The organism is Pseudomonas sp. TWR1-1-4 (genome assembly GCF_049897165.1).
Taxonomy (GTDB): Bacteria; Pseudomonadota; Gammaproteobacteria; order Pseudomonadales; family Pseudomonadaceae; genus Aquipseudomonas; species Aquipseudomonas canadensis.
The window spans coordinates 573,830-586,790 of the sequence record NZ_JAFCVS010000001.1; the positions used below are offsets into that span (position 1 = coordinate 573,830).

Sequence of the window (12,961 nt, forward strand, 5' to 3'; positions counted from 1 at the left end):
GTTAATCCAGAATGAACGCGTTATCGTTGGCGATCTTCGCGAGCAAGCTCGCTCCTACAGATTTTCTTGCCAGGCTTGACCCCAATCATCTTCGCCTGCCCATCCTTCTGCTTCCCCGTCCGCGCCTCACTGATCAACCCCGGTATCAACTTGCCCTCCGGCAGGTTCTTCCAGAACCGGCTGGGTAAGTGCCCTTCCATCACCTTGGGGTTCAACCGCGCCGGATTGAAGATGTGGCTGTAGTAGGTCAGCCACATCGCACTGTGGGGGTCCTCGACATTCTGCGCCAATTGCCGCCAGGCCTCGGGACACTCGCGCTGATGGATCAACTGCTCACCGTCGTAATACACCCCGTCCAACGGCGTGGCGATCATCCAGCGATGCCGCCCCATGCGCCCGATGAAATGCTGGCTGGCCGATTTCAGGATGTCGTGGGCAGGCTCATGCCAGGCTACGTACTCGGGCAATTGCGGCCCGGCCTCGGCGGGTAACGCGATAAACCGCACAAACGCATGCAGGTGGTGCGCCTCACGACTGACCTGCTTGATCCGCCGCTGCAACTCACTGCCCAGCTTGTCCCCCGCCAGCATGGCGGTACGGTCGCCGTGGCTGACCCGCCACAACACTTCGTACAGCAGGCTCCAGCGCTGGTCGCCGTGGTAACAGGCGGCCGACTCCAACAGTTCCAGCAGGGCCTTGGGCACCCGCGTCTGGAAAGGCCCAGGCGCTTCGGGAATCGACTGGTCGGTGGCAAACAGGTCGGCCACCTCCGCCTCGCCCCAGCTTACCTGGCTGGGGTCGACCTGATGGCTGAGCAACCAGCGCGCCTGGTCGCGCCAGGTGCTGAACAGGTTGTCGCATTCCAGGCTGATCATCCCCACAACCCCATCTGCTGCGGTTGCGGGCGGTCGCGCAATTGTTCGCGCAGCAGCACGCTGGTGCTGTCGGCCTGTTGCGGGTGGTAGTCACTGGTGATGAAAAACGGCTTGGCCTTGGCCAGTACGCAGCGCATGCGCGCCAGGTCTTCGAAGCGGATCTTGCGTTCACGGCGCAGGTCCACCAGGCGCTGGGTGGTGCGCAGGCCGATGCCTGGGATACGCGCGATCAAGGTCGGCTCGGCGCGGTTCAGGTCCAGGGGGAACACCTCACGGTTTTCCAGGGCCCAGGCCAACTTGGGGTCGATATCCAGCGCCAGGTGGCCGGGACCTTTGAACAGTTCATTGGCGTTGAACCCATAGCTGCGCAGCAGGAAATCGGCCTGGTACAAGCGATGCTCACGCATTAACGGAGGCGCGGCCAGGGGCACGCTTTTCGGGCTGTTGGGGATGGGGCTGAACGCCGAGTAATACACGCGGCGCAGCTTGAAGTTGCCGTACAACGCCTCGGCACCGTGGAGGATGGTGCTGTCATCGGTGTCATCCGCGCCGACGATCAGTTGCGTGCTCTGCCCGGCCGGAGCAAAACGCGGCGCGCGCGGCTCGTTGCGGACCGTCTGCTCGCCGGTGTAGATGGTCTGCATGGCCTGCTTGATCGACACGATCTTTTTTTCCGGCGCCAGGGTCTGCAGGCTGGCCTCGGTCGGCAATTCGATGTTCACGCTCAGGCGATCGGCATACTTTCCGGCTTCGGCGATCAGCGCCGGGTCGGCATCGGGAATGGTCTTGAGGTGGATATAGCCGCGAAAGTCATGCTCTTCGCGCAGCAATTTGGCGACCCGCACCAACTGCTCCATGGTGTAGTCGGACGAACGGATGATGCCGGAACTGAGAAACAGCCCGCTGACGCAATTGCGTCGGTAGAAATCCAGGGTCAGGGTGACCACCTCCTCCGGGCTGAAACGCGCGCGGGGCACGTCGCTGGAGCGGCGGTTGACGCAGTACTGGCAGTCGTAAAGACAGAAGTTGGTGAGCAACACCTTGAGCAGCGACACACATCGCCCGTCCGGCGTATAACTGTGGCAGATGCCCATGCCATCGGTAGACCCCAGCCCCGCCTTGCCTTCGGAGCTGCGCTTGGGTGCGCCACTGCTGGCGCAGGACGCATCGTACTTGGCGGCGTCGGCGAGAATGCTGAGTTTTTCGATCAACTGCATGGAGGGCTACCGATACTGGTTTTTTGTACAGTATCAGCCAGCCCTCCAGGTCACAAGTGCAGCCTGTCAGCTCGCGGTGGCGAGCAACAGGTCCTGCACCGAACGCCCTTTGCCGCGCCCACGGTCCAGCGCATACAACGACGCCGCAATCTCATCCGCGCGAATCGGCAGCACCGACAGCAAGGTATCGCTCAAGCCGTGGCTGGCCTGGCTGAACCCTTGGATGTAGATACCGGCGTTGCAACGCTCGTCAGTGACGATGCGGTAGTCGCGCGCCACGTCGAAGTCGCCCAGGTAGGCTTCCAGCGGCGCCAGCAGCGCGCGGTGTGTCTGGCGCTCGTAGCCAGTGGCCAGGATCACCGCGTCGTAATGGTTGACGCTGGTGTCGCCGTTGGCGTTGTTGCGCAGCACCAATTCAATGCCCAGCGGGCCTGGGGTGGCCTTCTCGACCACGGTCATGGTGCGGAACGCCTGGCGGGCGATGCCGGAGACTTTCTGGCGGTAGAAGATGCCGTAGATACGCTCGATCAGGTCCAGGTCCACCACCGAATAGTTGGTGTTCTGGTACTCGGCGACCAAACGCTCACGCTCGGCGCCCTCTTGCTGGAACACCAGGTCGGTGAAGGCCGGCGAGAACACTTCGTTGACGAACGGGCTGTCATCCGCCGGCTTGAGCGCCGAACCACGCAGAATCATGTCGACCTGCACCGACGGGAAGCTGTCGTTCAGGTCGATGAAGGCTTCCGCCGCGCTCTGGCCACCGCCGATGATGGCGATGCGCATGGCCTTGCCCTCGACACACGGCTGGCTGGCCATGCGCTCCAGGTACTGGGAATGATGGAACACCCGGCTGTCACCCTTGAGCGCCTTGAACGCTTCAGGAATGCGCGGCGTGCCGCCGGCGCTGACCACCACCGAACGGGTGGTGCGCACATGTTGCTCACCGAGCGCATCGCGGGAAATCACGCGCAGCGCTTCAACCTGCTGCTGGTGCAGGATCGGCTCGATGGCCAGCACTTCCTCGCCATAGCGCGCCTGGGCCTGGAACTGCCCGGCGACCCAGCGCAGGTAGTCGTTGTACTCCATGCGGCACGGGTAGAAGGTGCCCAGGTTGATGAAGTCGACCAGACGATCGTGGGCTTTCAGGTAGTTGACGAAGGAATACGGGCTGGTGGGGTTGCGCAGGGTCACCAGGTCCTTGAGGAATGAAATCTGCAGCTCGCTCTGGGTCACCAGGGTATTGCCGTGCCAGCGGTAGTCGGCCTGTTTGTCGAGAAACAGCACGTCCAGTTTGCCCTGGGCCTTTTCGCGCTCCTGCAGGGCGATGGCCAGCGCCAGGTTCGAAGGGCCGAAACCGATACCGATCAGGTCGTGAACCGCGGGCGAAGCAATTGCCTGTGTCATTCCAGTGTCCTCTGGATAAGCCCCTTGGCGGTGGGGCGGGAATACCTTCAAGACCTGAACAACAGGTCGTGTGTTGATAGGAAACGAGGACAGTGAAATAAAATTTAACTGATCATTGATCAGTGCGCTTCCCACTCGCGCATCCGCACCCGGCAGTGCTTCATGGCGTTGACGATGTGTTTCTCCACCAAGGCGCGAGAAATGCACAGGCGTTCGGCGATTTGCAGGTGGGTCAGGCCTTCGAGCTTGCGCAGCAGGAAGCTGTCGCGACAGGCCTGTGGCAGCTCGGCCAGGGCGCGTTCGAGCAGTTCCAGGCGTTGGCCGTGGTCGTGGTTAGTGTGCGGCGAGCTGCTGGCGAAGCGTTCTTCGGCATCCAGCACATCCAGGGGTTCGACCTGGCGCAAGGCATTGCGCCGATGGCCGTCGATCACCAGGTTGAGCGCCGTGCGGTACAAAAAGGCACGGGGTTGTTCGATGGGCGTGTCGCTGGAACGCTCCAGCACCCGGACATAAGCGTCATGCACCACATCCTCGGCCACCTGACGGTTGCCCAGCTTGGCGTTGAGGAAACACACCAGCTCGCGATAGTAGTTTTCCAACATGACTCCCGACCGCCGGGTGGCGGCATTAGGTCCTTGGGTGCAAATAAAGACAGCATTCAGGTGATGGCAGTTTGAGTGCGTGCAATTTATAGTAATTCTCATCTACTTTTAAAGCAGACTTGCATCAACGGACGATTTTTTTCTTCAAGGGAGCTGTAACTGCTTATGTAACCGCCTAAATCCCCGCGCAATTCTCTCGTTTACTTGTCAGCTCCCCGCAACTGCGGTCCGAACTTTCCTGGCTGGAACCAAAGCATGAAACGCCCTCGACCTGCCCGACGCGCCTTGCTTGTTATCGCGTGCCTGATCCCCATTTTCGCCATCGCGGCCTGGCAAGTGCTGCCGCCGGGGCGTGACACCCTCACCACCGTCACCGTCACCCGCGGCAGTATCGAAAACAGCGTGACCGCCCTCGGCACCCTGCAGCCGCGCCGTTATGTGGACGTGGGGGCCCAGGCCTCCGGACAGATCCGCAAGATCCACGTCGAGGCAGGCGACCAGGTCCAGGAAGGCCAGTTACTGGTGGAGATCGACCCCTCCACGCAAAAAGCCAAGCTGGACGCCAGCCGCTACGCCATCGAAAACCTCAAGGCCCAGTTGCAGGAACAAAAGGCCCAGCACGAACTGGCACGCCAGAAGTACCAGCGCCAGCAACGCCTGGCCGCCGGCAACGCCACCCGTGAAGAAGACGTGCAAACCGCCAAGGCAGAACTGAGCGCCACCCAGGCGCGGGTCGACATGTTCCAGGCGCAGATCCAGCAAGCCCAGGCCAGCTTGCGCAGTGACGAAGCTGAATTGGGCTACACGCGCATCTACGCGCCCATGACCGGCACCGTGGTCGCGGTGGACGCGCGGGTCGGCCAGACCCTAAACGCCCAGCAGCAGACGCCGCTGATCCTGCGCATCGCCAAATTGTCACCGATGACCGTGTGGGCTGAGGTCTCGGAAGCCGATATCGGCCACGTCAAGCCGGGCATGACCGCGTATTTCACCACGTTGAGCGGCGGCAACCGGCGCTGGACCAGCACCGTGCGGCAGATCCTGCCGATTCCGCCCAAGCCATTGAATGAAACCCAAGGCAGCGGCAGCCCCAACAGCACCAGCAAAAGCGGCAGCGGCCGCGTGGTGCTGTACACCGTGCTGCTGGACGTGGACAACAGCGACAACGCGTTGATGGCCGAAATGACCACTCAGGTATTTTTCGTCGCCAGCCAGGTCAGGGACGCCCTCACCGCGCCGGTCGCCGCGTTATCGGGCACGGCGAACCCCAACGAGCAGATCGCCCAGGTCGTGGGCAAGAATGGTCGAATCGAGCAGCGCCAGGTGCAGGTAGGCATCAGCGACCGCCTGCGCGTCCAGGTGCTCGACGGTTTGAGCGAAGGCGATCACCTGCTGATCGGCCCGGCCGACGGCAACGGGGGTTGAGTTGACCACGCCCCTGATCGAACTCAAGAACATCCGCAAGTCCTACGGCGGCGGCGACAGCCCGCAGGTCGACGTGTTGCGCGGCATCGACCTGTCGATCCATGCCGGGGAATTTGTCGCCATCGTCGGTGCCTCGGGCTCCGGCAAGTCCACGTTGATGAATATCCTTGGCTGTCTCGACCGTCCAAGCACAGGCGACTACCTGTTCGCCGGGGAAAACGTCGCCCATCTGGACAGCGACGAACTCGCCTGGCTGCGCCGCGAAGCCTTTGGCTTCGTGTTCCAGGGCTACCACCTGATCCCGTCGGGCTCGGCCCAGGAAAACGTCGAGATGCCGGCGATCTACGCCGGTATCAGCGCCGCCGAACGCCATGCCCGCGCCAACGCCCTGCTCACGCGGTTGGGCCTGGCCGAGCGCACCGGCAATCGTCCGCACCAGCTTTCCGGCGGCCAGCAACAGCGGGTGTCCATTGCCCGTGCGTTGATGAACGGTGGGCATATCATCCTCGCTGACGAACCCACTGGCGCCCTCGACAGCCACAGTGGCGCCGAGGTCATGACCCTGCTCGATGAGCTTGCCAGCCAGGGCCACGTGGTGATCCTGATCACCCACGACCGCGAAGTGGCGGCGCGGGCCAATCGCATCATCGAGATTCGCGATGGCTTGATCATCAGCGACTCGGCCGACGGCAGCGACGTTGCGCCAGTATTAGCGAACGGCGCCTTGCAAGCCGTGGACCTGCGCCAACGCCTGGCCGACGGTGCCGAACACAATGGCGCGTGGAAAGCCGAGCTGGTGGACGCGGTGCAAGCCGCCTGGCGGGTGATGTGGATCAATCGCTTCCGCACCGCGCTGACCCTGTTGGGGATCATCATCGGCGTGGCGTCGGTGGTGGTGATGCTGGCCGTGGGGGAAGGCAGCAAGCGGCAAGTCATGGCGCAGATGGGCGCATTCGGCTCCAACATCATCTACCTCAGCGGCACGTCGCCCAACCCGCGTACACCGCTGGGCATCGTCACCCTCAATGACGTCCACGCGCTGGCGGCCCTGCCCCAGGTGAAACACATCATGCCGGTCAACGGCAGCGAAGTCGGGGTGCGTTACGGCAACGTGGACTACATGGCCTACGTGGGCGGCAATGACACCAACTTCCCGGAGATTTTCAACTGGCCGGTGGTCGAGGGCAGTTACTTCACGGCCGCCGACGAGCGTGCCGCCGCCACCGTGGCGGTGATCGGTCATCGCGTGCGCGAGAAGCTGTTCAAGGGCGAGGTCAACCCACTCGGCCAGTACATCCTGATTGAAAACGTGCCGTTCCAGGTGATCGGAGTGCTGGCGGAAAAAGGCGCCGCCTCCGGCAACAAGGACAGTGACGACCGTGTCGCCATCCCTTACACCGCCGCCAGTGTGCGCCTGTTTGGCAGCTACAACCCTGAGTATGTGGTGATCGCGGCGGCGGATGCGCGCAAGGTCCACGAAGCCGAAGTGGCCATCGACCAGTTGATGAAAAAGCTGCACAACGGCAAGCGTGACTATGAGCTGACCAACAACGCAGCGATGATCCAGGCCGAGGCCCGTACGCAGAACACGCTGTCATTGATGCTCGGTTCCATTGCGGCGATATCTTTGCTGGTGGGCGGGATCGGCGTGATGAATATCATGCTGATGACCGTACGCGAGCGCACCCGTGAAATCGGTATCCGCATGGCCACCGGCGCACGCCAACGCGACATCCTGCGCCAGTTCCTCACCGAGGCGGTGATGCTCTCGGTGGTCGGCGGCTTGTGCGGCATCGCCCTGGCGTTGTTGGTTGGCGGCGTGTTGGTGCTGGCCAAGGTGGCGGTGCAGTTCTCCCTTTTGGCGGTGTTTGGCGCCTTTGGTTGCGCACTCGTCACCGGTGTCGTATTCGGCTTCATGCCGGCCCGTAAAGCTGCCCGGCTCGATCCGGTTAAGGCGTTGACCAGTGAATAAACAGTCCTTTTACCTTCCTGCCTTGTGCGTGTTACTCAGCGCCTGCACCGGCAACCCGCCCGCGCTCGACAGCGGGATTGCAGCGCCTGCCGCCTGGCAATTTGCCGAACGCGACGCCGCCCAGGTCACCAACCAGCAATGGTGGACGCAGTTCGGTAGCCCACAACTGAACCGGCTGGTCGAACAGGCCCGGCGAGACAGTTTCGACGTGGCCGCCGCCACCGCGCGCGTGCGCCAGGCCCAAGCCAGCGCAGTGATCGCCGGTGCGCCGCTGTTGCCGGAAGTGAAGCTCAACCTCACCACCAGCCGCCAGAAGTTGTTACGTGGCCCGGGTGGACCGGACCTTGACGCTTCGCAAAGCGATGACGCCGTCGACAACTTTGGCGCCAACCTCACCGCCAGCTACGAAGTGGACTTCTGGGGTGGCCGCGCCGCCGCCCGCGACAGCGCCCTGCATACCCTGCGCGCCAGCGAGTTTGACCAGGCCACCGTAGAGCTGACCTTGCTCAGCAGCGTGGCCGACCGCTACGCACAAACCCTGGCCGCGCAGCAGCGCCAGCAGATTGCAGAACTGAACCTGGCCAATGCGCGCAGCGTGCTCGACCTGGTGCAGACCCGCTATGACGCCGGCTCCGCCACCGCCCTGGAACTGGCCCAGCAAAAAAGCCTGGTGGCCAGCCAGCAACGTCAATTGCCGCTGATTCAGCAACTGACCGAAGAGTCGCGGATCACGCTGGCCGCCCTTCTCGGCCAACCCGTCCAAGCCCTGGACCTTGGCAGCGAACCGTTTCAAGCCTTGACCTGGCCTGCCATCGGCGCCGGCATGCCCAGTCAATTGCTCAGCCGCCGTCCCGATATCGCCAAGGCCGAGGCGCAATTGGCGGCAGCACAGGCCGACGTCACCGTGGCCCGCGCGGCCATGCTGCCCGCCATCACCCTCGGCGCGACCCTGGGCTCCGACGCCTACAAGGCCGTGGATATCCTGCGCAGCCCCTACTACACGCTGACCGCTGGGCTGGTGGCGCCGATCTTCAACAACGGTCGTTTAAGTGCTGAACGCGACAAGGCCCGCGCGCGCCAGGATGAACTGCTGCAAACCTATCGCGGTGCGATCATCAACGGCTTTGCCGACGTGGAAAAATCCCTCAGCAGCATCACCCGTCTCGACCAGCAGCGCGAATGGCAAAGCGAAGAACTGCAACAGGCCCAGACCGCCTTCCAGATCGCTGAAAGCCGCTACCAGGCAGGCGCCGAAGACCTGCTCACGGTACTGGAAACCCAGCGCACGCTGTACGCGGCCCAGGACCAGAACGTGCAACTGCGACTGTCGCGCCTGCAGGCCAGTATCGCGTTGTACAAAGCCCTGGGCGGCGGCTGGCAGACGCAGATCCGATAAACAAAACTCCGCTTTCGCACACCAACTGTCTTCTCGCCCTACATTCTTGAGCAAAGGTCCTTGGTAAAAACACCGAACTCACACGGTTGCCCAGGACCTCTTGATGACTGTCGCAAAATACCTGACATGCGCCTGTCTCTGGGTGACTGCAAGCGCTGCCCAAGAACTGATTCCTCCCACCGCCATTGACTGGTTGCTGGATTGCCCCCTGCGCACCGCTGAACGCCTGGACCCCGAAGTGCTGCAACGCACTCAATGCGGCGTCGTGAGCGTGCCGCGCAATTACGCTGCGCCCCGGCAAGGCAACCTGCGCCTCCACCTGACCCGCGTCGGCGCCCGAGACCCGCTGAATCGCGAAGGCGTGGTGTTTGTCCTGGCCAGCGATGCGCCCCAAAGGAACCAGGGCGGCACGTTTGTCATTCACCTGACCAGCCTCTGGGGCTCTTACTCCAACCCAGCGTATCGCACACTGGTCAACCGCTACGACGTCATCGAACTCAGCCCCCGCGACCTCGGCAACGACAATGGAGTCGAACAAGCCGCCCGAGACCTGGAGTTTGTCCGCACTCAACTGGGCGACGCCCAACTGCTCTACCTGGGCAATGCCGATGCGGCCCGCCTGGGCAACCGTTACGCGGCCCTGTTTCCCGAACGGGTGGCGCGCATGGTACTGGTCAATGCAAAGCAACCCGAATCGGCGACACCCAAGGTCGAACAACTGCGCCTGAAAGAAACAGCCCAACAGGACGCCAGCAGCTGCATCAACCGCTGGATGGGCGACTTTCTGGTGTTCGGCAAGCAACCACCGTCGTCCACGCGCTGCCTCGATTCAGGCAACGGGGAGTAACCATCCGATTGCGACCTGTTGCCATCGAAAACGACACCCGCCGTTGACGCTGCATCCCGATCGTTATTAAGTGCTATTAATCCGCATTAATACGATAAATCGAACCTATGCTAAGCCGCCCGCTACGACGCAAACGCCAGAAGCTGTCCGATGTGATTGTCGAGTCGGTCAAGCGCTCCATCGTCACCGACGCCTTGAAGCCCGGCGACCGCCTGCCCACCGAACGCGAACTGATGGAAAGCTTCCAGTGCTCCAAAGGTTCGGCCCGCGAAGCGCTCAAGGCACTGGAAGTGGAAGGCCTGGTGAGCACCCGCACCGGGCCCAGCGGCGGCGCCTACCTGAACCAGGCCGGCACCGAACCGGCCAGCCGCGCGTTGCGCAACTACCTGCACTTCCAGCACCTGGACGGCGAACAGGTGTACCAACTGCGCAAAGTCATCGAAGTAGAACTGGCGGTGTCGGTGCTCGGGCGCTTGAGCGAGGACGACTACCAGGCCCTGCAAGACAATGTGGATTTTTGCAGCGCCCCCGAAGACAGCGAGGCCGGCCAGCGTGAACAGCGCCTGGCGGAACTGGAGTTCCATAACCTGCTGGCCAAGGCCTGCCCCAACCCGTTGCTGAGTTTCATGGCGCAGTTCCTAAACGATCTGCTGCGCGACCTGGTGGTGCTGAAAAAAGCCTACAAGCCCAAGCGCAAGCAGTTCGACGCCGCCAACCTGGACTATCACAAGCAGTTACTGATCGCCTTTCGTGCCGGGGATGAAAGCGCGGTGCGCAGCTTGATGCATGAACACATGTGCGATGCCGAACACCACATGACCGCCCTTGAAGGCCAGGTCAGCCCGCATTTTCTACTGGAGTTCGATCACCACCACTGACACACCACGGTACCTACTGTGGCCCCCCAATCAATGTAGGAGCTGGCTTGCCAGCGATGGCATCGACTCAGTTCAACTGACCCACCGAGTTGCCTGCATCGCCGGCAAGCCGGCTCCTACAGAGACAGTGTTTGCCCCATCCAATAACAGGCCTGTCCACAGGCCCTTGCTCCACCGTATCGCCATTGCCACTCCTGCCAATAACTAAATCAGGGAGTCACCCCATGCAGCGTCGTACGTTGTTGAAAGCCAGTCTTACCGCAGCCGCCGCCCTCAGCCTCCCGCTGAGCATTCGGTCTGCATTCGCCGCCGAGCCCTTTACCTTTTACGGCCTCAAGTCCATGTCTGGCGCCTTTGCCAGCTATGGCAAGTTTGCCGACATGGGTTCGCGCCTGGCGGTGGAACAACACCCCGAGCTGCTCGGCCGCCCGCTGAACTACAAGGTGATCGACACCGAAGGCAACGCCGGCAAGGCCGTGCGCAAGGTGCAGGAAGCCATCCAGCAGGACGGCGCGCGGTTCTTCCAGGGCTGCACCCTGTCGTCGTCGGCACTGGCCGTGGCGAAGGAGGTGGACAAGGTCGGCGGTGTGTTCATGACCCCGGTGGGCGCCGATGAAGTCACCGGCAAGGACTGCAACAAGGCAACCTTCCGCTGGTCGGTGCCCACCTACGGCGCGATCCGTGAAACCATGGTGCCGCTGATCAAGCTGCTGCCGGACGCCAAGCGTTGGTACACCATCACCCCGCAATACGTGTTCGGCGAAGCGCTGCTCGAAGGCGCGAAGAATGTGCTCAAGGAAAACGGCCTGGAACACATCGGCAACAGCTACCACTCGTTGCAGGAACAGGAATTTTCCGGCTACCTGACCAACGCCATCGCCGCCAAGCCCGATGTGCTGGTGCTGCTCAACTTCGGCAGCCAGTCGTCCAACACCCTGCGCCAGGCGGTGAACTTCGGTATCAAGGAGCGCATGAAGGTGTTGCTGGTATGGTCCGCCGGCCTCGACCAGTTCCAGGAACTGGGCAGTGATGTGCTGGAAGGCGTGTACCTCGGCGCGCAGTACTGGCACCAGGTCGACACCCCGCTCAACCGTGAACTGGTCAAGCTCACCCAAGCCAAATACGGCATCAACCCTACCTACCCGCTGGCCGCCGATTACATCAGCACCAAGGTCATGCTCGAAGCCATCATTTCTACCGGCAGTTTCGACGGACCGACCGTAGCCAAGGCCCTGCAGGGCCTGAGCTACGAAGGGCCCACCGGCAAGGAATCGATCCGCGCCGGCGACCACCAGGTGATCAAGGATTACTACCTGCTGATCGGCAAGGCCACCGCCGACATGGCCGACAAGGATGACTTGGCCAAGGTACTCAGCGCCGGTCAGTCGTTCCCGCCCGTGGACGCCACAGGCTGCACGCTCGGCTGATCCCCTGAATTTGGTAGCGCAGGGCCGTGCAAGCGGCCTCCTGCAGAGGGTTCCTGCATGCTTAATCTTTATCTGTTCCAGATCCTCAACGGCCTTGGGCTGGGGATGATCTACTTCCTGATCGCGGTCGGGCTGACGATCATTTTCGGCCTGCTCAACTTCGTCAACTTCGCCCACGGCGCGTTCTTCCTGCTGGGTGCCTATATCTGCTACACCGCTGTGAGCCTCATTGGCAACTTCTGGCTGGCGTTGCTGATTGCGCCGCTGGTGGTGGCCGCGCTGGCCTGGGCCATCGAGCGGTTGTTGATCCAACGCATCTATCACTTGCCGCACATGTTCCAGATCCTGGTGACCCTGGGTATCGCGCTGATCATCCAGGAAGCCAGCGTGATGATCTGGGGCCCGGTGGGCAAAAGCGTCGCCGTGCCGGAACTGCTGCGCGGCGTGCTGGTGGTGGGTGACTTCGTCTACCCCTACTACCGCCTGTTTCTCATCGTGTTTTCCGGGCTCGTCGGCCTGGGCCTGTGGCTGCTGCTGGAACGCACGCGCTTCGGCGCCCTGGTGCGGGCCGGCAGTGAAAGCACCGAGACCGTGTCGCTGCTGGGCACCAACATCTTCCGGCTGTTCTCCATGACCTTCGCCCTCGGCGTAGCCCTGGCCGGCGTCGCGGGCGTGCTGTTCGCCCCGTTGCGCGGCGCCCAACCCTTTGTCGGCCCGGAGATTCTCGGCGTGGCCTTCGTGGTGGTGGTGATCGGCGGCATGGGCTCGTTCAGCGGTGCGCTGGTCGGCGGTTTGCTGGTGGGCGTGGTGCAAAGCCTGATGACCACACTCTGGCCCCAGGGTGCGAGCCTGATGATCTACGGCGCCATGGCCGTGGTGATTCTGGTCCGTCCCTACGGCCTGTTCGGGAGAGCCTGA

11 protein-coding genes are annotated in these 12,961 nt (G+C 62.5%); 7 read left to right on the forward strand and 4 right to left on the reverse strand.

Annotated features, from left to right (window positions below; all coding sequences use genetic code 11):
- Window positions 1-20 precede the first annotated feature (20 nt).
- The 4 genes from ACP7C6_RS02715 to ACP7C6_RS02730 all read right to left on the reverse strand — a co-directional run bounded on the left by ACP7C6_RS02715 (window position 21) and on the right by ACP7C6_RS02730 (window position 4,098).
- Window positions 21-875, reverse strand: coding sequence for a TIGR03915 family putative DNA repair protein (locus ACP7C6_RS02715; RefSeq protein ID WP_426108223.1), 855 nt, complete (start codon window positions 873-875; stop codon window positions 21-23).
- Window positions 872-2,092 carry a putative DNA modification/repair radical SAM protein gene (locus tag ACP7C6_RS02720; protein WP_016974873.1) on the reverse strand — a complete coding sequence of 407 codons (1,221 nt, stop codon included), beginning with the start codon at window positions 2,090-2,092 and terminating at the stop codon, window positions 872-874. The genes ACP7C6_RS02715 and ACP7C6_RS02720 overlap by 4 nt, the downstream gene beginning before the upstream one ends.
- A 66-nt stretch (window positions 2,093-2,158) precedes the next feature.
- A complete protein-coding gene (locus ACP7C6_RS02725) occupies window positions 2,159-3,496 on the reverse strand; it encodes a lysine N(6)-hydroxylase/L-ornithine N(5)-oxygenase family protein (protein WP_028616991.1) in 1,338 nt (445 codons plus the stop codon).
- A 119-nt stretch (window positions 3,497-3,615) separates the two neighbouring features.
- Window positions 3,616-4,098, reverse strand: a complete 483-nt coding sequence (locus ACP7C6_RS02730; protein ID WP_028616992.1) for a sigma-70 family RNA polymerase sigma factor — start codon at window positions 4,096-4,098, stop codon at window positions 3,616-3,618.
- 255 nt (window positions 4,099-4,353) lie between these two features.
- Here ACP7C6_RS02730 and ACP7C6_RS02735 point away from each other — a divergent pair, with 255 nt between their 5' ends.
- The 7 genes from ACP7C6_RS02735 (at window position 4,354) to ACP7C6_RS02765 (ending at window position 12,961) form a co-directional block, all read left to right on the forward strand.
- Window positions 4,354-5,523, forward strand: a complete 1,170-nt coding sequence (locus ACP7C6_RS02735; RefSeq protein ID WP_426108224.1) for an efflux RND transporter periplasmic adaptor subunit — start codon at window positions 4,354-4,356, stop codon at window positions 5,521-5,523.
- 1 nt (window position 5,524) lies between these two features.
- Window positions 5,525-7,495, forward strand: coding sequence for a MacB family efflux pump subunit (locus ACP7C6_RS02740; RefSeq protein WP_028616994.1), 1,971 nt, complete (start codon window positions 5,525-5,527; stop codon window positions 7,493-7,495).
- Window positions 7,488-8,891 carry an efflux transporter outer membrane subunit gene (locus ACP7C6_RS02745; protein ID WP_068937201.1) on the forward strand — a complete coding sequence of 468 codons (1,404 nt, stop codon included), beginning with the start codon at window positions 7,488-7,490 and terminating at the stop codon, window positions 8,889-8,891. The genes ACP7C6_RS02740 and ACP7C6_RS02745 overlap by 8 nt, the downstream gene beginning before the upstream one ends.
- 103 nt (window positions 8,892-8,994) lie before the next feature.
- Window positions 8,995-9,738, forward strand: coding sequence for an alpha/beta fold hydrolase (locus tag ACP7C6_RS02750; RefSeq protein ID WP_426108225.1), 744 nt, complete (start codon window positions 8,995-8,997; stop codon window positions 9,736-9,738).
- Window positions 9,739-9,845: 107 nt separating this feature from the next.
- The gene (locus ACP7C6_RS02755; protein WP_068937199.1) at window positions 9,846-10,616 is read left to right on the forward strand and encodes a FadR/GntR family transcriptional regulator; all 771 of its coding nucleotides are present in this window, start codon (window positions 9,846-9,848) and stop codon (window positions 10,614-10,616) included.
- A 224-nt stretch (window positions 10,617-10,840) separates the two neighbouring features.
- The gene (locus ACP7C6_RS02760) at window positions 10,841-12,043 is read left to right on the forward strand and encodes an ABC transporter substrate-binding protein (RefSeq protein ID WP_028616997.1); all 1,203 of its coding nucleotides are present in this window, start codon (window positions 10,841-10,843) and stop codon (window positions 12,041-12,043) included.
- A gap of 57 nt (window positions 12,044-12,100) precedes the next feature.
- On the forward strand, window positions 12,101-12,961 hold the full coding sequence (locus tag ACP7C6_RS02765) for a branched-chain amino acid ABC transporter permease (protein WP_426108226.1): 861 nt from the start codon (window positions 12,101-12,103) through the stop codon (window positions 12,959-12,961).

Coding starts and splice junctions, on each gene's coding strand:
- ACP7C6_RS02735 (WP_426108224.1), top strand. CDS start 4,354: ATGAAACGCCCTCGACCTGCCCGACGCGCCTTGCTTGTTATCGCGTGC.
- ACP7C6_RS02760 (WP_028616997.1), top strand. CDS start 10,841: ATGCAGCGTCGTACGTTGTTGAAAGCCAGTCTTACCGCAGCCGCCGCC.
- ACP7C6_RS02720 (WP_016974873.1), bottom strand. CDS start 2,092: ATGCAGTTGATCGAAAAACTCAGCATTCTCGCCGACGCCGCCAAGTAC.
- ACP7C6_RS02715 (WP_426108223.1), bottom strand. CDS start 875: ATGATCAGCCTGGAATGCGACAACCTGTTCAGCACCTGGCGCGACCAG.
- ACP7C6_RS02730 (WP_028616992.1), bottom strand. CDS start 4,098: ATGTTGGAAAACTACTATCGCGAGCTGGTGTGTTTCCTCAACGCCAAG.
- ACP7C6_RS02755 (WP_068937199.1), top strand. CDS start 9,846: ATGCTAAGCCGCCCGCTACGACGCAAACGCCAGAAGCTGTCCGATGTG.
- ACP7C6_RS02765 (WP_426108226.1), top strand. CDS start 12,101: ATGCTTAATCTTTATCTGTTCCAGATCCTCAACGGCCTTGGGCTGGGG.
- ACP7C6_RS02750 (WP_426108225.1), top strand. CDS start 8,995: ATGACTGTCGCAAAATACCTGACATGCGCCTGTCTCTGGGTGACTGCA.
- ACP7C6_RS02725 (WP_028616991.1), bottom strand. CDS start 3,496: ATGACACAGGCAATTGCTTCGCCCGCGGTTCACGACCTGATCGGTATC.